General features: G+C 64.3%; 20 protein-coding genes. 5 read left to right on the top strand and 15 right to left on the bottom strand.

All coding sequences use genetic code 11. The features are described 5' to 3' along the window. Positions 1-10 precede the first annotated feature (10 nt). The 15 genes from ACN0RJ_RS18275 to ACN0RJ_RS18205 form a co-directional block, all read right to left on the bottom strand. On the bottom strand, positions 11-1,321 hold the full coding sequence (locus ACN0RJ_RS18275) for a TRAP transporter large permease (protein WP_417725169.1): 1,311 nt from the start codon (positions 1,319-1,321) through the stop codon (positions 11-13). Between the two features lie 2 nt (positions 1,322-1,323). Beyond that, positions 1,324-1,860: a TRAP transporter small permease subunit gene (locus ACN0RJ_RS18270; protein ID WP_417725168.1), complete on the bottom strand. Its 537-nt coding sequence runs from the start codon at positions 1,858-1,860 to the stop codon at positions 1,324-1,326. A gap of 197 nt (positions 1,861-2,057) precedes the next feature. Next, entirely contained in the window at positions 2,058-3,515 is a 1,458-nt protein-coding gene (locus ACN0RJ_RS18265; RefSeq protein ID WP_417725167.1) for an aldehyde dehydrogenase, read from the bottom strand. 142 nt (positions 3,516-3,657) lie between these two features. Beyond that, positions 3,658-5,082, bottom strand: a complete 1,425-nt coding sequence (locus tag ACN0RJ_RS18260) for a hypothetical protein (protein ID WP_417725166.1) — start codon at positions 5,080-5,082, stop codon at positions 3,658-3,660. Between the two features lie 144 nt (positions 5,083-5,226). Beyond that, positions 5,227-6,213, bottom strand: a complete 987-nt coding sequence (dctP, locus tag ACN0RJ_RS18255) for a TRAP transporter substrate-binding protein DctP (protein ID WP_417725165.1) — start codon at positions 6,211-6,213, stop codon at positions 5,227-5,229. 120 nt (positions 6,214-6,333) lie between these two features. Continuing rightward, positions 6,334-7,629, bottom strand: coding sequence for a TRAP transporter large permease (locus tag ACN0RJ_RS18250; protein WP_417725216.1), 1,296 nt, complete (start codon positions 7,627-7,629; stop codon positions 6,334-6,336). Further along, complete coding sequence (locus ACN0RJ_RS18245; protein ID WP_417725215.1) at positions 7,622-8,134, bottom strand: TRAP transporter small permease; 513 nt, start codon at positions 8,132-8,134, stop codon at positions 7,622-7,624. Before ACN0RJ_RS18245 ends, ACN0RJ_RS18250 begins: the two co-directional genes overlap by 8 nt. A 97-nt stretch (positions 8,135-8,231) precedes the next feature. Continuing rightward, positions 8,232-8,996 (bottom strand): SDR family NAD(P)-dependent oxidoreductase, encoded by a 765-nt coding sequence (locus tag ACN0RJ_RS18240; protein ID WP_417725164.1) that lies wholly within the window; start codon positions 8,994-8,996, stop codon positions 8,232-8,234. A 79-nt stretch (positions 8,997-9,075) separates the two neighbouring features. Then, complete coding sequence (gene dctP / locus ACN0RJ_RS18235; protein ID WP_417725163.1) at positions 9,076-10,062, bottom strand: TRAP transporter substrate-binding protein DctP; 987 nt, start codon at positions 10,060-10,062, stop codon at positions 9,076-9,078. A 211-nt stretch (positions 10,063-10,273) separates the two neighbouring features. Continuing rightward, a complete protein-coding gene (locus ACN0RJ_RS18230) occupies positions 10,274-11,026 on the bottom strand; it encodes an SDR family NAD(P)-dependent oxidoreductase (protein ID WP_417725162.1) in 753 nt (250 codons plus the stop codon). A 3-nt stretch (positions 11,027-11,029) separates the two neighbouring features. Beyond that, positions 11,030-12,703, bottom strand: a complete 1,674-nt coding sequence (locus ACN0RJ_RS18225; protein ID WP_417725161.1) for a GMC family oxidoreductase — start codon at positions 12,701-12,703, stop codon at positions 11,030-11,032. 20 nt (positions 12,704-12,723) lie between these two features. Continuing rightward, positions 12,724-13,548 (bottom strand): alpha/beta fold hydrolase, encoded by an 825-nt coding sequence (locus ACN0RJ_RS18220; RefSeq protein ID WP_417725160.1) that lies wholly within the window; start codon positions 13,546-13,548, stop codon positions 12,724-12,726. Positions 13,549-13,599: 51 nt separating this feature from the next. After that, a complete protein-coding gene (locus ACN0RJ_RS18215; protein ID WP_417725159.1) occupies positions 13,600-14,694 on the bottom strand; it encodes an amidohydrolase family protein in 1,095 nt (364 codons plus the stop codon). Positions 14,695-14,739: 45 nt separating this feature from the next. Then, positions 14,740-15,618 carry an SMP-30/gluconolactonase/LRE family protein gene (locus ACN0RJ_RS18210; protein WP_417725158.1) on the bottom strand — a complete coding sequence of 293 codons (879 nt, stop codon included), beginning with the start codon at positions 15,616-15,618 and terminating at the stop codon, positions 14,740-14,742. 88 nt (positions 15,619-15,706) lie between these two features. Then, positions 15,707-17,317, bottom strand: coding sequence for a GMC family oxidoreductase (locus tag ACN0RJ_RS18205; RefSeq protein WP_417725157.1), 1,611 nt, complete (start codon positions 17,315-17,317; stop codon positions 15,707-15,709). Positions 17,318-17,572: 255 nt separating this feature from the next. On the opposite strand from ACN0RJ_RS18205, the gene ACN0RJ_RS18200 reads away from it, so the two are divergent. The 5 genes from ACN0RJ_RS18200 to ACN0RJ_RS18180 all read left to right on the top strand — a co-directional run bounded on the left by ACN0RJ_RS18200 (position 17,573) and on the right by ACN0RJ_RS18180 (position 22,354). After that, positions 17,573-17,908: a carboxymuconolactone decarboxylase family protein gene (locus tag ACN0RJ_RS18200; protein WP_417725156.1), complete on the top strand. Its 336-nt coding sequence runs from the start codon at positions 17,573-17,575 to the stop codon at positions 17,906-17,908. Positions 17,909-17,984: 76 nt separating this feature from the next. Next, positions 17,985-18,893 carry an NAD(P)-dependent oxidoreductase gene (locus ACN0RJ_RS18195; protein ID WP_417725155.1) on the top strand — a complete coding sequence of 303 codons (909 nt, stop codon included), beginning with the start codon at positions 17,985-17,987 and terminating at the stop codon, positions 18,891-18,893. A 10-nt stretch (positions 18,894-18,903) separates the two neighbouring features. Next, complete coding sequence (locus ACN0RJ_RS18190) at positions 18,904-19,740, top strand: NAD-binding protein (RefSeq protein WP_417725154.1); 837 nt, start codon at positions 18,904-18,906, stop codon at positions 19,738-19,740. 18 nt (positions 19,741-19,758) lie between these two features. Further along, entirely contained in the window at positions 19,759-20,811 is a 1,053-nt protein-coding gene (locus tag ACN0RJ_RS18185; RefSeq protein WP_417725153.1) for an amidohydrolase family protein, read from the top strand. Between the two features lie 64 nt (positions 20,812-20,875). Next, positions 20,876-22,354, top strand: coding sequence for an aldehyde dehydrogenase (locus tag ACN0RJ_RS18180; protein ID WP_417725152.1), 1,479 nt, complete (start codon positions 20,876-20,878; stop codon positions 22,352-22,354). The last annotated feature ends 109 nt before the right edge of the window (positions 22,355-22,463 follow it).

Below are 22,463 nucleotides of genomic sequence, written 5' to 3'. Positions count from 1 at the left end.
GCCGACGGACCTAGTCCATCAGACCGGGCAGGAACAGCGCGATGGCCGGGAAGGCGATGATCAGCCCCAGGGTCACCAGATCGGTGAGAACGAAATATCCCGCCCCCTTGAAGATCGTCGACAGCGGGACGACCCCGCGCAGGGACGAGCTGATCACGTAGCAGTTCAGCCCGACCGGAGGCGTCACCATGCCGATTTCGAGCAGCTTGATGACGATGATGCCGAACCAGATCATGTCGACATTCGCGTGCATCAGCAGCGGGTAGAAGATCGGCAGGGTCAGCAGCATGATCCCGATGGCCTCGATGAACATACCGAGCAGCACGTAGACCACGCCGATCAGGATGATCAGGATGATCGTGTTGTCGCCGCTGAGCTGGATCATCGCATTCGAAATGACCCGGGGTACACCCGACAGACCCATGAAGCTGGTGAACATCGTCGCACCGACCGCAATCACGAAAACCGAGCTGGTCCCGATGGCGGCATCCCGGACGGCGTTCTTGAGGACCGTCCAGGAGAAGGTACGCCGCATCACCGCAAGAAGGATCGCGATGACGGCGCCCACGGCGCCCGCTTCGGTCGGTGTCATGACGCCCAGGAAGATCCCGCCCAGAACGCCGAAGATCAGCACCGGCAGCGGCCAGACTTCCTTGAACGCTGCGATGATCTCGGCGCGGCTCGGGTCGTATTCGAGCGTCGGAGCCAGCTTGGGGTTGAGCTTGGAGCGGCCGACGATCATCACCATGTACATGATCGCGGAGAGCAGACCGGGCAGAAACCCGGCCATGAACAGCTTGCCGACCGAAACCTGCGCGAAGATCGCGTAGACGATCATCAGCAGCGACGGCGGGATCAGCGACCCCAGCGTACCAGCCGAGGCGATGGTGCCCGTGGCAAGGCCCTTGTCGTAGCCTGCCTTCAGCATTTCCGGCACGGCGATGCGCGACATCGCCCCGGAGGTTGCGACGGAGGACCCGGAGGCGGCGGCAAACATCGCGCAGGCCACCACTCCGGAGCAGGCGAGACCGCCCGGCAGGCGGCGCAACAGGATCCTGAGCGCGGCGAAAAGACCGTTGGTCAACCCGCTGTTGCTGGCAATGAACCCCATCAACAGGAACATCGGGACTGCGCTGAAGCTCCAGTTCGCGATGAAGTCGAAGGGAATGGCGCGGGCCATGCCGATCGCCACGTTGATGCTTGTCGCCGCCCAGACTCCGCAGAAGGACACGAACAGCAGGACGATCCCGATCGGCACCCTGAGGGCGATCAGGAACAGCACCATGCCGAGGCTTGCAAATCCGATTTCCAGCATCGACATGATTATTCCAATCCGGCTTCTGTATCGACGTCGTGAACGCTGGTCAGCTCTTCACGGACGGCCTTGTTGAAGATCAATGCAAAGAACAGCATGATGCAGACGATGCAGGTCAGGGTCAGCGTGATCGGCAGCAGGAACCGGGCCGGCCAGATCGGCACGTTGACGGAACCCATGACGATTTCGTTGATTTCGAGCGCGCGGAACGCATCCGGCCACGAGATATAGGCCAGCCCGCCGTAGGATGCCGCGCTCAGCAGCAGCACGAGACCGATCGAGACCCCCTGCATCCATCCCGGCATCATCTGGTAGAACAGATCGACCGCGATGGATTGCCGAGTGTATTCCACGAAGGCCAGCGGCATGACGACCACGGCGACCATGTAGTAATATGCAACGATTTCCAGCGTGCCCTGGATCGGGCTGTGAAACACGTATTTCAGAAACACGTCCAACGTAACATGCACCATCATCACGATGACGGGTATCGACGTCAGCGTCAGCAGCGTCTCAGAAAGCCACACGAGTGGGTTTCTTCTCATTTTTTCCTCCCTCAAGTTGCAGTCGCATCGGCCTGCGTTTCAGGCCCGGCCACTGCAGGCACGCTCGCAAGTTTGCCGGTTAAACGTATCGCAAGTTATGTGCCAAGGCCTCCGGAACCGGACACGGCCCACGCCGAATTGCGGCGAAATGACCGGCGCCGGGTCCGGCGACCTGACAGAGATGCGCCCGGCCGGTCTCATCGGGCGGCGCCGGGCAGGCCGATCGATTTCAGCTCGACATAGTGGTCGAAGGCCTCCGGCCCGCCCTCGCGCCCCAATCCGGACTGCTTGACGCCGCCGATGGGAGAGATGGGGCCGACCCCGCCGCCGTTGATTTCGACTGTTCCGGTTCGGATCCGCCGGGCCAGCGGAATCGCCCTTTCGACATCGGCCGTAAAGATCGCGCCGTTCAGCCCGTAAGTCGAATTGTTCGCGATGGCGATGGCCTCGTCTTCCGTCTCGTAGGTCGACACCGCCAGGACCGGGCCGAATATCTCCTCTTGCGCGACGGTGGCATCGGGATCGACATTCGCCAGGACGGTCGGCCGCACGAACCAGCCGCAGCTCAGGTTTTCGGGCCGCCCGGGGCCGCCGCGGATCACCTGCGCGCCTTCGCGGATGCCTGTCTCGATATAGGCCTCGACCCGCTCGCGCTGGCGCTTTGTGACCATCGGGCCGATCTGGGTCGCGGGGTCGCCGGGATCGCCGACCGGCATGGAATCGATCAGCGCGGCGAGCGTCTGCAGCAGTTCGTTCTCGCGCCGCCGGGAGACGAGTATCCGCGTCTTGAGGCTGCAAACCTGACCGGAATTGCGAAGCGACCCCATTCGCAGGGTTTCGACCCCCGCCACGATATCGGCATCATCCAGGAACAGCGCTGCGGACTTGCCACCCAGTTCCAGCGTGATCGGGCGCAGAAGCTCTCCGCAGCGCGCGGCCAGCGCGCGGCCCGCCACGGTCGAGCCGGTGAACGACACCTTGTCCACGCCTGGATGCAGCGCCAGATATTCGCTCTCGTCCCGCCCGGCGGGCAGAATGTTCACGACACCGTCAGGCAGGCCCGCCTCGGCGATGATCTCGGCCAGCAGATAGGCGCTGATCGGCGTTTCCGGCGCGGGTTTGAGCACGATGGTGCAGCCGCACAGCAGCGCCGGGCCGAGCTTGGCAAAGGTCACGTTCATCGGCACGTTCCAGGGCACGATGGCGGCAACCACCCCCTTGGGTTCACGCAACACCATCGCGCTGGTCGTCTCGGTCGTCCGGTCGCTGCGCCATGGATAGCTGGCCGCGATCTTCATCTGCGTGTCCATCATGGCCAGCGGGGTACGGACCTGGACGTTGCGCGAAAAGGTGATCGGACTGCCCATCTCGTCGGTGATGGTGCGGGCCATTGTATCGGACCTCGCCGCGAATGCTTCGCGCAGGCGACCGACGGCGGCGATGCGCTCGGCGATGGTCATGTGCGGCCAGCGGCCGTGGTCGAAGGCCGCGCGCGCCGCCGCGACGGCGCTGTCCACATCCGCCCTCGACGCCATCGGAACCGTCGCGATCACCTCTTCGGTATAGGGTGAAATGACCGCGCAAGTCGTTGTCGAGTCGGGTGCGACCCAGCCTCCGCCGATGAAGAACCTGTCGAAGTTTCCTTGCCAGACCATCTATTCCTGCCTCTCTGATCGAACCTGCGGCCGGCGCCGCCACATGCTGGTGGCGGTCCCTGTGCCGGCAGCGCCACGACGCCCCGGCCCGGAGTTCCGCCCCGGTCGGTCATCAGCAGGATTCATGCCAGAGCGCGGAGGCCTAGCGTCCGCCCGTGAGCAGCCAGAACGCGGGGACGAGCAACACCGCGCAGATCAGGGTAAAGCCGAGATTCCACCGGAAGGTCAGCGTGGCCATGGGAATGCGGCCGGCGCGGGCGATGAGGATGGTCGGACCGGAGAACGGCGAACAGGTCATCGAAAGCGACCAGCCGCAGGAAATCGCCAGCGCGAGGAGCGTGGGGTCGGCGGGCAGAAACGGAAGGCTCGCGAACAGCGTGCCGAAGAACACGGCGAGCATGATCGGCGACATGGCCAGCATGCTCAGACAGCTCAGCACCGGCGGAATGGCCGCAAGCAGAACGAACTCGGGAACGTCGTCGAGGTTGAGAAAGGTCGCGATGTCCTCGACAGGGACAAGCCCGGCAGCCGCGCGCCCGATGTAGCCCGAGCAGGCAAGGGTAACCGCGATGGGCACGCTCTTGTCGATTCCGCCGATCAGGACGCGCGACAGGGCCAGACGATAGCTCTTGCGGTCAAAGGCCCGCGGATATCCGTGCTGCACCGCCAGCCAGCCCAGCAGCATGAGCGGACAGGCCATCATCAGACCGAAGACAAAGCTTTCTCCGGACAGGGACATCGACAGGAAGGCTAGGCAGAACAGCCAACCGGCCGTCGCAGCCAGACGCAGGGCAGCGGTGCGCGGAAACGGCGGGACATCGGCGCGAAAGCGGGCCCGGTATTTCCGGAAGCGATAGGCGTCTTCCAGCGCACCCACCACGAGGATCGCGGCAAAGAGGACAAGACCGGTCAGGATCCAGCGCAGCCGGTCGGCCTCCGGCAGCAGATCGTAGAGAACCAGCGGTGCGACGGCGGTCGGCGACCAGATCACGCTCCAGGCGAAACCACGCAGAAGGGCCGATATCTGGCGCTGTTCGCGAATGGCGTCTAGCCCGTCGGCGCGGTCGGCCCTCCTGATTCCGTTCTGGATGAGCGGAACCAGCAGACTGAGAATGCTGAGGTTGAACACCACCGACATCAGCGCGGTCCCGCCGCTGATCGAATAGTACCGGCGCGCCGGGGGTTGCCGCGTCAGGAACGCTCCGCATTCGGCGACCGAGGGCGATGTCGCGGCCACTTCGTTCAACGCCGAAAGAAGAATGATGAAGGCCATCAGGAACGCGGCCTGATCGAGCGAGGGCGCGATCTCGGTCAAGGGCTGCGGGACGGTCTGCAGCACGACGACGGTCACCACCGCGCTGATGGCCAGCAAGTAGTATTCCCGAAGCCCGATCCTGCCGAGACCGAGAAGGATCACGCAGCCCATCAGTATCCAGGTCGGCAGGCGCAGTTCCCCGATCCCGGTGCCCCGTGCGGCCAGTTCGAACAACGAAATGCCGCAAAGCGCGGCAGATAGGGTGATCGTCCGCACGGTGGCAAAACCCTTGCGCGATGAATTGGTTGGCATGGGTCTCACTTTGCGGCCTGTGTCCCCGGACATGATGACCGCCCGACCGGCGGTCCGGAAGCCGCTGCGGTCAGGCCTCGGTCACATCCCGACCATCGGCGGCGGCCCGGCGAGCCGCCGCCACTGTGGCTCGGTTCGACTGGATCAGAGCGCGTTGATCCGGTCCAGCATTCCGTCGATCCACGAGTCCGAGAATTCCGACTCCAGATACAATTTCTGTGCATAGGCCTGGAAGGCTGCAACATCCGGCGTATAGACCTCAAGTCCCTCGGCCTTGAAGAAATCGATCAGCTCGACCTCTTGCGTGGCGTAATCGAGATCGGACACGGCGAAGGTCTCGCGGGTCGCGGTTTCCAGGACGCGCTGCTGATCCTCGGTCAGGCTGTCCCAGAATTCGTCCGACACTGCGAGGATGCTGAAGGCCGTGTAGTGGCCGGTCAGAACGATCTGGTCCGTGACTTCGTAGAGCTTCGCGGCCTTGTCGTTCGGCAGGGGATTCTCCTGCCCGTCGATCACCCCGGTCTGAAGGGCGGTGTAGAGTTCGTTGTAGGCGATCGGTATCGGATTGGCGCCGATGGCCTTGCCCAGGAACTGCCAGGCATCCCCACCCGGCATCCGCAATTTGATCCCGCGCATGTCTTCCGGCGTGGTGATCCTCTTGTCTCCGCGTAGGTTCACCTGCCGGGTGCCGTAGTAGTAGGGCTGGATCAGGTGAATGCCCATCCTGTCACTGGCGAGTTGCTTCAACTCGTCGCCGACATCGGACTCCCATATCGAGGCGAGGTGTTCGCGGTCCCGCACGACATAGGCGGCGCCGAGGATACCGAATTCGGGCACTTGAGATGCCAGCTCGGGGATCGGCATGAAGGCCATCTGGATGTTGCCACGCTGAAGGGCGACAAGATCGGCGCCCTGCTTGACCAATGACGAAAACCAGTAGGGCTTGAAGTCGAAATAGTCGCTGACCTTCTCGTCGAAGATGTCTTTCATGGCGATCGCGACCGGCGTGTTCTCCCCGTTTGCGGTGGAGAAGGTCAGTTCGATCTTCTCATCCGCGAGTGCCGGCAGCGAAAGTCCCGCGCTCAGCACCGCGGCAAGAGCCATCCTCAGGGCCGATGTCCCAAGTTTCATGTGTCTTTCCTCCCTCTATGTTTGCCGGCGCGGAACCGGTCCCGCCGGACCCTGGTGCGCGGCCTCTCCTCGAACCGTGCACGGCCTGCTTCTCAGCAAGCTTCGTGCCACCGCGCGCCCTCAGCCCTGATAGCCAAGCAGACGCGGCAGCCAGAGAACCACATCCGGACAGAAGGTGATGATCCCGAGAGCGACGAGAAGTGCGCAGAGGAACGGCAGCAGGTCCCGGATGATCTGCATCAGCGGCGCGCCCGAAATGGACGACACGATGAAGAGCAACAGCCCGTAGGGGGGCGTGATCAGCCCGATCATCGCGTTGACCACGACGATGACACCCAGGTGCACGAGGTCGATGCCGAGCGCCTGCGCCGTCGGGATGAAGATCGGCACGATGATCAGAAGGATTGCGCCGGCATCTATCAGGCAGCCGAGCACCAGGAACACCAGGTTGAGCACGATCAGAAATCCGACGACGGACAAATCGTACTGGCCGATGAATGCGGCGACTATATCGGGCAGGTTTTCGCGCGTGATGACATATTTCAGCGCGAGCGCCCCCGCGATCAGAATGCCTACGGTGGCGGTGGAGCGCGCAGCCGCCACCAGCGTCGAGTAGAACTGCCGTGCAGAGACGGACCGGTAGAACGCCACCGAGATGAACAGCGCATAGAAGGCTGCGACCGACGCCGCCTCGGTCGGGGTCATGACGCCGCCGTAGATGCCGCCCAGAAGGATTACCGGCAACAGCAGGGCCGGGGTCGCCTCGAAGGTGATCCGCGGGAAATCCCTCAGCGGGATCTTGTCGTCCGTCGGGAATTTCCGTCGGTGCGCCATGACCATGTTCATCAGCATCAGCATGGCCGCCATCAAAAGGCCCGGCACGATGCCGGCCGCGAACAGGAAGCCGACGGACTGGTCCGATACCAGCGCGTAGAGGACCATCGGGATCGACGGCGGGATGATCGGTCCGATGGTTGCCGAGGCCGCGGTGATTGCGGCCGCGTAGGACGCCGAATATTTGCCGTCCTTGGTCATCATGTTGATGATGATCTTCCCCATGCCGACAGCATCGGCGATGGCCGAACCGGACATGCCGGAAAAGATCAGGGAGGCTACCACGTTCACATGTCCCAGCCCGCCCTTGAGCCGCCCCACCAGCGCCCGGCAGAAGGCAAGAAGCCGGTCGGCCAGGCTGCCCGCGTTCATGATGTCCGCGGCAAGGATGAAGAGCGGAATGGCCAGCAGCGTATAGCCGTTGAACAGACCCTGAAGGATGGATTCGGCGGCGATCGACGGGTCCAGCCCCTTGAGCAGCAAGTAGGCGGTGGACGCGGCGATGATCGCCGGTCCCATGGACAACCCGCCGAAGGCCAAGAAGGCCAGCAGGATCAGACAGGCCGCGAGGGGATCAATCATGCTCATGCGAGATCTCGATTTCTTCGATGCTGGGAGCAGGAGTCGTGCCTTTGATCGCGCGCCAGATGTTGCGCAGGCAGCGAAAGATGACCGACAGGCAGAAGGGAAGATAAATGGCGAAGACGTAGTTGAAGGGAATCTTCATGTATGACGTCTTTTCGATCGCCATGAAGTCGACGTAGCCCCAGACATCCGGAATGGTCCAGATGAAGATCGCGGCGCAGATCGCGTTCGTCGTGACGTCGAGCACCCGCCGCACCCCGGGCGGCATGAGCACGTAGACGATATCCAGCCGGATGACTTCCCGCTCGCTCACCACGAAGGCATAGCCGAACAGGATACCCCAGAGCCACGCCATCGCGACGAATTCGACCGACCAGCCCAACGGCAGATTGAGCAGGTAGCGGAACAGGATCTGGACAAGAAACGAAAAGAACAATGCGCCGAGGATCAGCGCCACGAAATTCTCGGCGCGTGACCTGAGCCAGGTTTCGCCTTTTGCCATCAAGCTCACACCAGTCCTCCCAGACATGTTGTTCCTCGTTGCCCGGCGGGTACAGGTCGATCCCTGCCGGGCCGTCGTTCGGTTCTTCTGACCTGCCTTAGCGCGACGGGATGCCGGCGGATTTTCCGCCATCGACGGGGATGACCGTTCCGGTCATGAAGGCCGCGTCGTCGGACGCCAGAAACACGGCAAGTGCCGCCACATCTTCGGGGTGCCCTTCGCGGCCAAGCGGGTGGTCGCCGCGAATGCGCTCCACATTCGCCGGATCCTCGAACATCGAGGCGGTCATCGGCGTACGGATCATGCCGGGCGTGATTGCGTTCACCCGGATTCCATGAGGGGCAAGCTCCATGGCCGTGCCCCGGCTCAGACCGACGACCGCATGCTTGGACGAGGTGTAAGGCAGCCGGTTGGGCACGCCGAGAACCCCCGCTGCCGACGCGAGGTTGACGATGGCACCCCCGCGTCCCGCGTCGATGGCGAGGCGCGCAAAGACCTGCGACGTATGGAAGGCCCCTTCGAGGTTCACGGCCATGACGCGCCGCATGTACTCCACATCGGCGTCGAGAATACTGCCGACGGCCCGGACCCCCGCGCTGTTGATAAGCGCGTCGATGGCGCCGAACCGTCCGGTCGCCTTCTCGAAGAGCCGTTCGACCTGTTCCCGGTCCGTGACGTCGGTGGCTACGGCCAGAAACCTGTCCCCTCCACCGAACTTTTCGGCAACCTTGTCCGCCGCGTCCTGCGACAGGTCTGCTATGACGACATTGGCTCCTTCGTCGTGCAGGCGCCCGACCGTCGCCTCGCCGATACCGCTTGCGCCCCCCGTGACCAGGACGGTCTTTCCATCGAATCTCTGCATCTGCGCATTTCCTTGGTTCCGGCAAATATGACTGCGGGCGGTCCGAATGGCGGCACGCAGGGCGCCGCCATCGTTGAGGTCAGAGCGCGGCGATCGCCTCGCCGCTGCCTGCAATCCAGCCCTCGGCGAGCGGCGAGGATTCATACATCTGCCGCGCATGGGTCCTGAAGGCCTCCACGTCCGGCGTGTAGACATCCAGCCCTTCTTTCCGGAAGAAGTCGGCAAGTTCGGCTTCCTGCTTGAGATTGCCCTCGGTACCGGCTTCAAGTGCCTTGTCCGCCGCAGATTGCAGGATCTGCTGCTGCTCTTCCGAGAACGACTTCCAGCGCTTCGCGGAAATGGCCAGTACGTCGAAGGCGATGAAGTGGCCGGTCAGCGCGATCTGCGTCAGTACCTCGTAGAACTTCATCGAGCGCACATTGGGAAGCGGGTTGTCCTGCCCGTCGATGGTGCCGGACTGAAGGCCGGTGTAAACCTCGGCATAGGCCATGGCGGTCGGGTTGGCACCAAGCGCCTTGCCGAGGAATTGCCACGCCTCACCACCCGGCATCCGCAGCTTGATGGAACTCATGTCCTCGGGTGTGTTCACGCGCTCCTGCGTGCGCAGGCCGAGATGCCGTGTGCCATAATAGCTCGGCCCGAGAACGTGAACGCCGACTTCTTCTTCGGCCATGCGCTTGTAATCGTTGCCGATGTCACTGTTCAGAAAGGTCTTCACATGATCGACGTCGCGGAACAGGTAGGCGCTAGTCAGGATCGACCATGCGGGCAGTTGCTTGGAAATGTCCTGCGTCGCCATCGGGTTCATGTCGAGGTTGCCGCGCTGGATCCCGACAAGTTCGGTGCCCTGCGCGAACAGGGTGCTGTTGAAATATGGTTCGAAGTCGAAAGCTTCGCTGATGTCCTCGCCGAACTGACGGAACGCAACTGCGCGGACATCCTGTTCGTTCATCACCGACGAAAACAGGATCTTCGGTTTTTCCTGTGCGATCGCCGGGGCGGCGAGGCTTGCGGCCATTGCCGCTCCCGATACGAGCGCCTGGCGTCTGTTGAGCTTGACTGTCATGGTCTTGTTCCCTCCCTGGGTATGACGACGGCATCGCGTTCCGGAGTCCGGCCCTCGCTTTCGACCCGCCCGCACGGAGCGGCCTGCCGGCCACCGCGCTCGGCCCCGGTACGATCTCTCCGATCGGACCGCACGCTCTCTCCCTGCGACACGGGACAGGAGGAGCGCAAAATCTGTGCCAAGCCGCCGCCGGCAGACGGGTGCATTTCAGTCAGGACGCGGAAAAGCCCGCGTCGACCACCAGAACTTGTCCGGTCATTTTCCGGCATTCGTCCGTTGCCAGGAACAGAACCGTGTTGGCGACATCTTCCAGCGCGACAAGCCCCATGGGGCTCCGGGTCACGATGGACCCCTCTGTGCCAACGGCTTCGAACCGGTCGAGAATGCGGCGGGTTCCCGTGACGCCGGGGGCGATGGCGTTGAACCGGATACCGTGCGGCGCAAATTCCAGAGCCATGGACCGGGTCAGCGCGATGACCCCTCCCTTGGCGGCGGTATACGCGTCCTTGCCGACTGTGCCGACCATGCCGAGAACCGAGGTCGCGTTAATCACCGACCCCTGCCCTGCGGCGATCATGTGGGGGATCACGAAATGACAGCCAAGCCAGACCCCGAACAGGTCCACCTTCATCTTAGCCCAGAACTCCTCGAACGGAGCCTCGGTGACCGGCCCGTCCCGCGCGGTGGAGCCGCCGGCATTGTTGTAGAGCACGTCGATACGGCCGAACCGGGCGATCGCGCGATCGACGGCGGCTCTCATGCTCTCGGGTTCGGAAACGTCGGTCTGCACGAACAGGCAATAATGGCGGTGGTCCCCGAGGCTTTCGAGCGCGGCCGCGCCGCGATCGGCATCCCGGTCCAGTATGACCACCTGCGCCCCCTGCGCGGCGAACGACTGTACGCAGCCCAGGCCAATGCCGGCGCCGCCGCCCGTGATCATTGCCACCTTGTTTTCCAATCGCATGGCTCAGCCTCCTTTCGTTGGGTCCGATATTCCCCCGGCCGGATGGCCGATGTCGGTCGGGCCCGACGCGCGGGCATCCTCGAGGATCATGTCGGCGCATTTTTCGCCGATCATGATGCAGGGAATGCTGGTGTTGCCCGAGGTCATGACCGGCATGATCGAGGCATCGGCCACGCGCAATCCGGTCAGCCCGTGGACCCGCAGCCGTTCATCCACCACCGCCATCGGGTCGCGGCCCATGCGACAGGTCCCGACCATGTGATGCGTGATGTTTCCGGTGCGGCGGACTGCGTCGAGAATGTCGTCGTCGCTTTGCACCTCGGGACCGGGCATCAATTCGCGCGCAACATGCGGTGCCATCGGGGCGGCAGCCATGATCCGGCGTGCGATCCGGACCGAAGCGACAAGGACCCGCCGGTCCGTTTCGGTGCCGAGAAACCGCATGTCGATCCGCGGTGCCACGTCGGGGTCGGAGGAGCGGATGTGGACGCTGCCCGTTGTTTCGGTCCGGGACGGGTGGGCATACATGAAACACCCCTCCATGGGCGACATGCGCCGTTGGCCTGCGGGTGTCTTGTCAAGGATGAAAGGTGCCGCGAGAAGGATCACATCCGGGTCCACGACACCCTCGCGTGAGCGCGCAAACACCCGCATCGTCCCGATCCCCTGCGAGATGAAGCCAGTGCGGAAAAGCCCGTAACGCAGGATTTCCCGCGCAAGGCGCCAGCCGCGGCCCAGCCGGGCAATGGACAGGTTCCGCGTCCGGAACTGCCATTTCATCAGCGCACCGAAGTGATCGCGCAAATTTTCCCCGACCCCCGGCAGCGCGTGCCGCGGGGTGATGCCCGCCTCGGCCAGGATGTCCGGGTTGCCGATCCCCGAAAGTTCGAGAAGCTTGGGCGACAGCGCCGCCCCGCAGGAGACAATGACCTCGCGCCGCGCCCGCACCTCCAGATCCTGTCCCTTGTGGCGATACCGCACGCCGACGCAGGTCTTGCCGTCCAGGATGAGCGAGGTGGCTTCGGCGCCTTGAAGGATCGACACCCCGGTACGCCGCCGCGCCGGGGCGAGATAGCGCGTGGCCGTGCTGTCGCGGATGCCTTTGTGGATGGTCTGTTGTGCCATGGCGACGCCGTCTTGCGAGGCGCCGCCATAGTCGGGGTTCTGCGTCAGGCCGACGGCCTCGGCGGCCGCAATGAAGACGTCGTAGAACGGCGCGGTCCTGGCGGCTTCGCTCACCCGCATCGGCCCGTCCCGGCCGCGATACGCATCCTCGCCCAGCGTGGTGCTTTCGAGCTTCTTCAGATAGGGCAGCACGTCGTCATAGCTCCAGCCGAGGCAGCCCTGCTGTGCCCAGCCGTCGTAGTCCATCCTCTGACCGCGGTTGTAGATCATGCCGTTGATCGCGCTGGACCCGCCGAGGATCTTGCCCCTGGACACGTAGATCCGCCGATGTCCGGTGCTTTCGTGCGGTTCGGATTCGAACTGCCAGTTGACCGACGGAGTGTCCATCATCGCCATGCCGGCGGGCGGGTGGGTCCAGATGTGGCCGGTGCCTCGCGTCCCGGCTTCGAGGCAGAGGACCTTGTACGCCCCGCTTTCGCTCAGCCGGTTGACGAGAACGCCGCCCGCAGATCCGGACCCGACGACAACGAAATCGAATTCATCGGCGATCATCGTCTGCCCGCCCCCTTCCGTCAGGCGCGCTTTGCGGGCGGCTGGCCGAAGTTCCAGCGCAGAAAGGCGAGGATATCGGCAACGCAGCGGTCCGGAACGGCGTCGCAAACGTGGTGCGGAAGGCCGTCGTAGACGATACGCTGCGCACCGGGGATGAGCTTTTCCATGTCCTCGTACTGCGACGTCGAACCGATACCGACGATGCCCGGCTGCACGATCAGCGTCGGCATGGTGATCCCCGGCAGGCGTTCGCTCCAATCGAGGCCCGACATGAGGCTCACGAACCGGCCCCCGAATTCGAGATCGAGGTTGTCGGCCTCGTCCAGAAACCATTCCACATGGTCGGGCAACATGCGATCAACCGGAAGGCGTTCGGCAAGGTTGCTGGCCAGGAAGGCCCGCAGGCCGACCTTCTGCACCTCGGGAAGCCAGCTGCTCCACTGGCTGTTGCGCAGGCCGGGGGTCGAAGCGAAAAGCATGATGCTTCTGACCCGCTCGGGCTTGTCCATCGCGAGGTGCTGGGCGAGGTAGCCGCCCGCGGAATTGCCCGCGAGATGTGCCGCGTCGCAACCTGCTGCGTCCAGCATTTCCAGCACATCCGCCATCAGGCGCTCGACCGTGAGCGGTACGTCCGGTCCGGGCAGTTCGCTGGCGCCGTGGCCGCGCATGTCCATGCGCAGGACGCGATAGTGCCGTGACAGTTCGGGCACCCATGCGAAGTACCGCTGGGCGCTGCCCATCGCGGGATGCAGCAGCACGATGGTGTCGGCCTTTACCCAGGGCGGGGTCGAGTCGTCACTGTAATAGGCGAGCTTGAGCCCGTCGCTTGTGGTGAAATGATGCATGTCGTTTCCCTGCTTGCGTTGGGGACGGGTCGGTCGGCGCCGAGGCGCCGCTCAGTCCGTCGTCGGGGCCGTCCCGAGGTTCTCGGAAAGGCGATAGGCGCGGATGGCGGTGCCGGCGAAGACATCGGCCTTTTCGGTTTCGCCGAGATCCGCCGCGAGCCGCTTGAAGGCGTTCCAGAGCGTGCGGTAGGACACGCCGGTCTTGTCGACTGGGAAATTGCTTTCGAACATGACCCGGAATGGGCCGAAGGCCTCCAGGCAGATCTCGACGAAGGGCTTCCAGGCTGCGGCAAGCGCGGTCGAGCTTGCCGGTCGGTCGTGATCGGCAAAGGCGAAGCCGAAGTTGCGCATGGTCATCGCACCGACTTTCAGGAAAACGTTGGGCCGCTTGCCCAATGCGCGCAGGTTGCGCGCCCAGCTCTCGATGACCTCGTCCGGATTGGCCCGGTAGGGGCCGACGCGGACAAGGCCCCCAAGGTGATTGACGATGAAGGTGGTGTCCGGGAAGGCGTTTACCAGGTTCGTCAGCTCCGGCAGTTGCGGGTGATAGCACAGCGCATCGAAACTCAGCCCGAGCGGCGCCAGCTCGGCGAAGCCTTCGCGGAAGGTTCTGTCAAGCATCAGCCCCGGCGGAGGCGGATGCAGCAGCGTACGAACCTCGGGGCTTGCGTCCCAGGCGGTCATGTAGCGCACACCCCGGAACCGATCCGGCGCTCGTGCCAGGCAGGCGCCGAGTACTTCGCCCGCAGCGGCGCCCAGTGTCAGATCGACCTTGCCGACGATCCCGGCGCAGGGCCGGATCGGCCCGTGATAATTGCTGGCAAATTCCGCGGCGACGCCGTTGACATATTCCACCTCGCCGACCCCGGCAAACCGCGGATCGCCCCCCGCCCGGTACATAAACGAGCATTCGACATAGACCGATCCCCGGACCAGATGTCCTGACTGCATGTCCGCCAGCATGTGCTGCGGCAGATAGGGGAGACGCAGGTTGCGGTCCCAAATGTGATGATGCGCATCGACAATGGGCAGGTCAGGCTCCAGCACCTCTTCATGTCGCTGCGAAAGCCAGGTTTCGTCCCAGTGATGCAGGGGCGGTATGCCGCGCCCCGATTTCGGGAGGTCTTCTTGGGCTTGTGTCGCCATCGGCGTGCTCCGGTGCAGTTCTGATCGCTTGGCGTCGTTGCCGCGTTACCGGTCGAACCTCGGCTCAGGCAGGCCCGTCACACCCGGCTTGAACGACAGCAGCGCCCCGGCAAGCCGCTCGTTCGGACGGTCTTCCTGCGCCACCCCGTGACACCCGGAGGTGACGAACATCGTGTCCCGGTCGGGCCCGCCGAAGCAGACGCTCGTGGGGTGACTCACCGGGGTCTCGACTTCCCGGTCGATGCTGCCGTCGGGGGCGTAGCGGACGATCCGCCCTCCGGCATATTCCGCGCTCCAGAGAAAGCCTTCGGCATCGACGCAGGCCCCGTCCGGGCGTCCGGGCCGACCGGTCGTGTCGGAGAACAGGGTCCGGTTGCTCAACGCGCCGCTGGCGGGGTCCACATCGAAGGTGGTGATGTTGAACTGGCGAGTGTCCGCGAAATACATTCGCGTGTTGTCGGCACTGAAGGCCACGCCGTTCGACACGATGATGCCGTCGGCAAAGGGCGTGACGCTGCCGTCTGAGGTGACCCGGTACAGAACCGCCTCCGGCCTGAAATCCTTGTGCATCGTGCCGACGTAAAAGCGCCCCTCGCGATCGCAGCGGCCGTCGTTGAAGAACTGTCCGTCGGCAATCGGGATCCGTTCGCGCCCGACAAAGGGGGTCTGGGTGCCCGTCTTCGGGTCGTAGAAGAACAGCCCCTCGGCGCAGGCGAGGATCAGCTCGCCCGACCGGCACAGCCCGATGCTGCCGGGGCGGCTGCTGTTCAGAAGCACGGTCCTGACCCGCCCGTCCGACGGATCGACATTGTGCAGCCGTGCCGTCAGGATATCGAGCCACCACAGGGTCGACGTCCTGTCGCACCAGACCGGCACCTCGCCGATTTCGTCGTGGCAATGCGCCACCATCGTGAATTCCGTCATGACACGTGCTCCCCCCGAGTTTGCTTCCGCCGGTCGGTCTCCGCCCCGAGTCCCGCAAGTTCCGTGCCAGCCGCGACGCGCGGTGTACTCAGCTCCCCGCGTCCGCCAGCACCATCTCGGCGCATTTTTCGCCGATCATCATGCAGGGGATGCTGGTGTTTCCCGACGTAATGGTCGGCATGATCGAGGCATCCGCGACCCTGAGTCCGCTGATGCCGTGCACGCGAAGCCGCTCGTCGACGACAGCCATCGGATCGGTCCCCATCTTGCAGGTGCCGACCATGTGATGCGGGATGACCCCCTTTTCGCGGATGAAGGCGATGATCTCTTCGTCGCTCTGCACATGCCTGCCCGGCTCCAGTTCTTCCCCCACGACCTCGCTCAGGGGCGAGGTTTCCACGATCTTGCGGGCCAGCCGGACGGCGGCGACCGAAATCCGCCGGTCGCCCTCGGTTTCGAGAAAGCGGAAGTCGATCCTCGGCGGGGCGAACGGGTCGTTCGATCGGATATGGATGCTGCCGGTGGTTTCTGTCCTCTCCGGGTGGGCATAGATGAAGAAGCCGTCGGTCCGCGACATGCGGCGGGGCTTTCCCGGTCGCGTCTCGATCAAGAACGGGCCCCCGAACAGCATCATGTCCGGCTCTTCGAGATCGGGCCGCGAGCGGGCAAAGACCCGCATCGCCCCGAGGCCCTGGGTGATGAAGCCCCGGCGGAAGAGAACCCATTTCAGCACTTCGAGCCCGAGGCGCCAGCCGCGGCCGCGTCTGGCGATGGATATGCCGGGCCGCGACGTCGTCCATTTCATGTGGGCCGCGAAGTGATCGCGCAGATTGGCGCCGACTCCCTTGACGTCCCGCACCACTGGAATTCCGTGCCGGGAAAGCAGCTCACTGTCCCCGATGCCGGAGAGTTCGAGCAGCTTCGGAGAATTCGCGGCGCCGCTGCTGACGATGACCTCGCGAAGAGCCCTGGCCTCGTGCATCGCGCCCTTGTGCCTGTACGTCACGCCGACACATGTCTTTCCCTCGAACAAAAGCTTCGTCGCTTCGGCGCCCGACAGGATCTTCAGGTTTGCCCGATTCCGCGCAGGTTTCAGGTACTGGGTGGCAGTGCTCTGACGCAGCCCGCGATAGACCGTCTGCTGCACCATCGCGACACCCTCCTGGCTGGCGCCGCTGTAATCGGGGTTGCGCGGAATGCCGAGACGCTCGCAGGCTTTGATGAACAAATCGAAGAAAGGCGAATCCGGCTTTGCCTCGATCACCTTCACCGGCCCCGAACGGCCGCGGAATTCGTCCGATCCGAGTTCTGTGCTTTCGATCCGCTTCAGGATCGGCAGGACCTCATCGAAGCTCCAGCCGCGGCATCCCATCTGGGCCCAGGTGTCGTAGTCGATCTTCAGGCCCCGGTTGTAGGTCGTGCCATTGATCGCGCTTGACCCGCCGAGCAGCTTGCCGCGCGGCACCGCAAGCGAACGGTTCGCGATGCTTGCACCGGGGTCCGACGTGTAACACCAGCTGACGGCCGGGTTGTCGATCATGTAGGCATTGCCGAGCGGCGGGATGGAAAAGATGTAGTTCTCGCCCTTCTCTCCGGCCTCGAGGCAAAGCACGCTGTACTTGCCGCTTTCGCTGAGCCGGGCCGCCACGACGCCCCCGGCCGAGCCCGATCCCACGACAATGAAATCAAAATCCGTCATCCGATCCGTGCCTTCCTTTCCGCGGGACGGCCGCAACGCTGCGCTTGCACGCCCGCCCGTGCCTATCCGCCACCCTGCCCCCGCGCCGCGCAGGCAATGACGCGCGTTCCCTGCCCGCGCCCCGGCAGCCCCGTCAAAACCCTGACTTGCGGGCTCCGGCGCAATTCGTGTGCCAGTCGCGGCGACCGGGGCCTGCGCCGACCCGGCGCATACGGTGGCACGTGAATTGCGGCTGTCCGCGACGCAACGACCCGAATGGCGGAGAAAGATACGATGGAAACCAGTGATGAATCTGCGCGCATCTATGCGGCAGTTCCCCAGTTCTCGCGGCTTAGAGAGGAAGTTCTGCTCGGCGATGTCTGGGAGCAGCCCGAATTGGCCGCGCGCGATCGCAGCCTCGTCACCTGCTCGGTTCTGGCGACGCTCGGAAAGCTGACGGAACTCCAGGCACATCTCAAGCGCGGCCGGGCCAACGGCCTGACCAAGGACGACATTCGCGGGATGGTCGTCCAGGTCGCCTTCTACGCCGGCTGGCCCGCTGGCCTGCTCGTCGGACGTGCCGCGCTCGGAATTCTCGAGGGAGACGACTAGGCCTTCCTGACGGACCGGGGCGCCAGGCCCGAAATTCCCAAGGTGCGGATGCGCACGCAAGATACGGAGATCTCGGATGAAAATCGGGTATGTCGGACTCGGCGCCATGGGTGGTGCGCTGGCCACGCGACTGCTGTTGTCGCAGGAAATGTACGTCTGGGACATGCGGCCGGAGTCCGTGACGGCCTTCGAGGCAAAGGGCGGCATCGCCCCGGACTCTGCGGTGGACCTTGCGCGGAAATGCGATGTCATCCTGATGTGTCTGCCGCGGTCCTCCAATGTGCAGGCGGCGATCTTCGGCGAAGGCGGCCTCCTGGAAGGGCTGTCGCCGGGCAAGATCATCGTTGATCAGACCAGCGGCGATCCCTTTGAAACCCGGCAGATGCAGGCCGAGCTTGAAGCGCAGGGAATCTCCCTGATCGACGCGCCGGTTTCCGGCGGCGTCAGTGGGGCGGCCGCCGGGACGATCGCGATCATGGTTTCGGGATCGCGCGACTCCTATGACCGCGTGCTGCCGATCCTGCACGCGATCAGCCCCAACGTGCATTACACCGGTGGCGGAATCGGCGCGGCCCAGGCAGTCAAGATCGTCAACAACACGATGAGCGCGGGCTGCCGGATCGCCACACTCGAAGCGGCGGCGATGGGGCGCAGGATGGGGCTGTCGCTGGCGACCATCGCCGAGGTCGTCAACGCCAATTCGGGACGCAACCGCACCAGCCTGAACACTCTGCCCGAGATCATCGAGGGACGGTCGCCCTCAGCCAACATGGCCATGGCGCTGATGTTGAAGGACCTCAACCTCTCCGTGGGTCTCGGCAAGCAGCTCGGAACACCGATGATCGTGACCAACGTGGCCAGCGAAGTGCTTCAGATCGGAGTCAACGCCCGTGGCCCCGACACCCGTCTGAGCGAGATCATCGACCTTGTACAGGACATGGCCGGGACGACCCTGGCCGGTGTCACATCCGAAACGTCGAAGTAAGGCCGCGCACATGAAAATCGCACGCATCTCGGTCGGCTCTGCCCCCGCCCCCATCGCCCGGCGCCTCGCCGCTCCGAAACTCGGTACGGCCGGCGCGACGCCGGAAGTTCTGGGCGCCGTCTTTGTCGATGCCGACACGGAGAGGGATTTGCGGGACCTGATCCTCGGTCCCGACGGGTTGGCTCATACCCTGCCGGACGGCGCGCTGCTGGTCAGCGAGGCAGCCCTTGCGCCGGAGTCGCTGCGCGCCATCGCGGCGGATCTGATCGAACTCGGCGGGCGGCGCCCGACCCTCGTCGGAGCATTGATCTGCGGCATACCCGCCGATGCCGTCGATGGCGGCATGTCCGTCCTCTGCGACGGTCCCGATCCCGCCATTGCCCGACTCCGCCCGCTCCTTGAAACCATCAGCCCCAAGATCATCCATTGCGGCCAGGACGCGGGTCAGGCGCAGGCCGCCAACCTCGTCAATGCCGCCATCGCGGCCTGCACGCGGATCATCACCTACGAAGCCGTGACGCTCGGGATCAAGTACGGCCTCGCGCTTGGCGACATGAACGAGATCCTCAAGACAAGCACCGGCCGCAGCGAGAGTTCGGAAAAGATCCTGCCGCATCTGGTATTCGGCGAAAAGACGTCGGACGGGACGCTGGACGACCTGCTCGGACCACTGGCGCTTGCGGTCGGCACCGGGGCCGCGTGCGGCGCGCCGATGATGCTCGCCAATACAGCGCACGGGGTCTACCGGATGCTCGGCAGCTTCCTCGCGCCCGATGCGAAGCTCGACGAAATGACCACGGCGTTCGCCCGGATCACCGGCGCCAGCTACGTCGCGTCCGAAGCCTGAAATCGGGGGATTTCGCAGATGACCGAACCCGCGATTCCGACCTTCGGCAAGACGAAGAAACCCGACGATGCCTGGCTGGCCAAAGCGCTGCCCGAGCAGACGCTGGACCCCGATCTTGCGATCATCGACCCGCACATGCACTTCTGGGATCACGCCAGCGGCTACCGCTACTTTCTCGACGAACTTGCCGCCGATGTGAAGGCCGGCGGACACGCCATCGAGGCGACCATATTCGTCGAATGCCATGCGATGTACCGCAAACACGGTCCAGTCCATCTGCGTTCGGTAGGTGAGACCGAATTCGCCGTCGGCCAGGCGGCGATTGCCGACAGCGGCGCCTATACCGACTGCCGCGCGGCGGCGGGGATCATCGCCTTTGCAGACCTCGCGCAGGGGGCGCTGACCGAAGAAGCCATCGACGCGCATATCGAGGCGGCAAACGGTCGCCTCGTCGGCATCCGGCAGCGCGGCAAGTGGGATGCGGACCCGGCAGTGAACGGCGGTGTCGGCGCCAGCCTGCCCGAGCGCTACCTCGACCCGAAATTCGGCGAAGGCCTCGACCTGCTGGGCAAGAAGGGGCTGGCCTTCGATGCCAGCGTCTTTCACCCGCAGCTGGGCGAGGTCGCAGAAATCGCCAGGCGCCATCCCGGAACCAGCATCGTCCTGGTCCACACCGGCAGCCCCATCGGCCATTCCAGCTATGCCGGTCGCGAGGCGGAAACGCATGCAACCTGGCTGCGGGGGATGAAGGAAGTCGCCGCCTGCCCGAACGTCTCGGTCAAGCTGGGCGGCCTTCTGATGTGCTTGGGCAATTTCGATTTTACCCGCGCCGAACGCCCGCCGGCCTCGGCCGAACTTGCAGACCTCTGGCGTCTCTATCTCGACCCCTGCCTGGATCTGTTCGGACCCGAGCGCTGCATGGTGTCGTCCAACTTCCCGGTCGAGCGGGCCGGGTGCGGCTATGGCACGATCTGGAACATGTACAAGCGCATCACCGAGGGCTGCTCGCCCGACGAACGCGCCCTGATGTTCAGCGGAAATGCCCGGCGCATCTACAACCTTCCGATCTAGCACATAGCCCCTCGTACCCGGCGGGGCAGGCACACCGTTGCGAACCAAAGGACACGAACCAGCCATGACCGAAACCTACAAACTCTACATCGACGGCAAATGGGTCGCTGCGGCGGATCAGGAATATTTCCCTGCTATAAACCCCTATTCCGGCGAAACCTGGGCCATGGTACCGCAGGCCTCCGACAGTCAGGTCGCCGAGGCGATCGACAGCGCCCGCGCGGCGTTCGAGACGAGCTGGCGCAAGACTTCCGGCTGGCACCGCGCGCAATTGCTCATGCGGCTGGCCGATCTGCTGGAAGCGGATGCCGACCGGATGAGCGTGCTCGAGACCACCGACAACGGCAAGGTGATCCGGGAAACCCGGTCCCAGATGCACTTTGCCGCGCGCGCGTACCGGTTCTTCGCAGGTTATGCCGACAAGATCTGGGGCAAGTCGATCCCGCTCGATGATCGCGACATCCTGGACTACACGCGCCGCGAACCGGCCGGTGTCGTCGTCGCGGTCACGGCGTGGAATTCTCCCATGCACCTCTTGTCCAACAAGCTGGCCCCGGCGATCGCCGCAGGGAATTGCATCGTCATCAAACCCTCCGAGCATGCCTCCTGCACGACGCTCGAATTCGCGAAACTCGTCGAAGCCGCGGGGTTCCCCCCCGGAGTCGTCAACGTCGTCACCGGCGACGCCCGTGTCGGCAAGGCGCTGCTATCGAGCGGCAGGGTAGACTGCGTGTCATTCACCGGCAGTCCCGCGGTCGGGCGGGAGATTTCCGCCGCCGCCGGGCGCCGGCTGATCCCGGTGACGATGGAACTGGGCGGCAAGTCCCCCAACATCATCTTCGAGGATGCCGACATACGCAAAGCCACCATCGGCGCCCTTGCCGGCATTTTCGGCGGCACCGGCCAGTCCTGCATCGCGGGATCGCGCCTGTTCGTACAGCGCCCGGTCTATCAGCAGGTCGCCGAGACTCTGGTGGCGCGGGCCCGGAGCATCAAACTCGGCAATCCGCTCGATCCCGCGACCGAGATGGGCACCGCAGCCAACAAGGCCCAGTTCGACCGTATCCTCTCCTGCATCTCGGGGGCCGTCGATGCCGGCGCCAACCTTCTGACCGGCGGCAAGGCCGCTACGGGAGAGGGACTCGATAACGGCTTCTTCATCGAACCGACGATCTTCGGCGACGTGCGCAACGACATGCAGGTGGCACAGGAAGAAATTTTCGGCCCCGTGCTGTCGATCCTTCCCTTCGACACCGAAGAAGAGGTCGTCGCCCTGGGCAACGATACCGATTTCGGACTGGCGGCGGGAATTTGGACCACCAACCTGTCGCGCGCGATGCGTGTCTCGCGCGAGATCCGGGCCGGCATGGTCTGGGTGAACACCTATCGCGCGGCGGCCGTGCAGGCGCCCTTCGGCGGCATCAAGGACAGCGGTTCGGGTCGCGAGCGCGGCGAAGAGGCACTTGATCCCTACACCGTGACGAAGAACGTGATGGTCAGTTTCTCGGACGAGGAACGCGATCCCTTCGCCATGAAGCTCTGAGCACGCCACGGCACTCCGGGGCACCGATCCCGGAGCGCCGCGATGGGCGCGCACCCGAAGTGCCTCTGGCACGGAATTTGCGTTCTGGCGGCCTGCAAGCCGCAGTCCG

This window comes from Salipiger sp., assembly GCF_048261495.1.
Taxonomy (GTDB): domain Bacteria; phylum Pseudomonadota; class Alphaproteobacteria; order Rhodobacterales; family Rhodobacteraceae; genus Salipiger.
The sequence above is the reverse complement of the archived record's forward strand: the minus strand, read 5'-3'. Positions and strand labels throughout refer to the sequence as shown.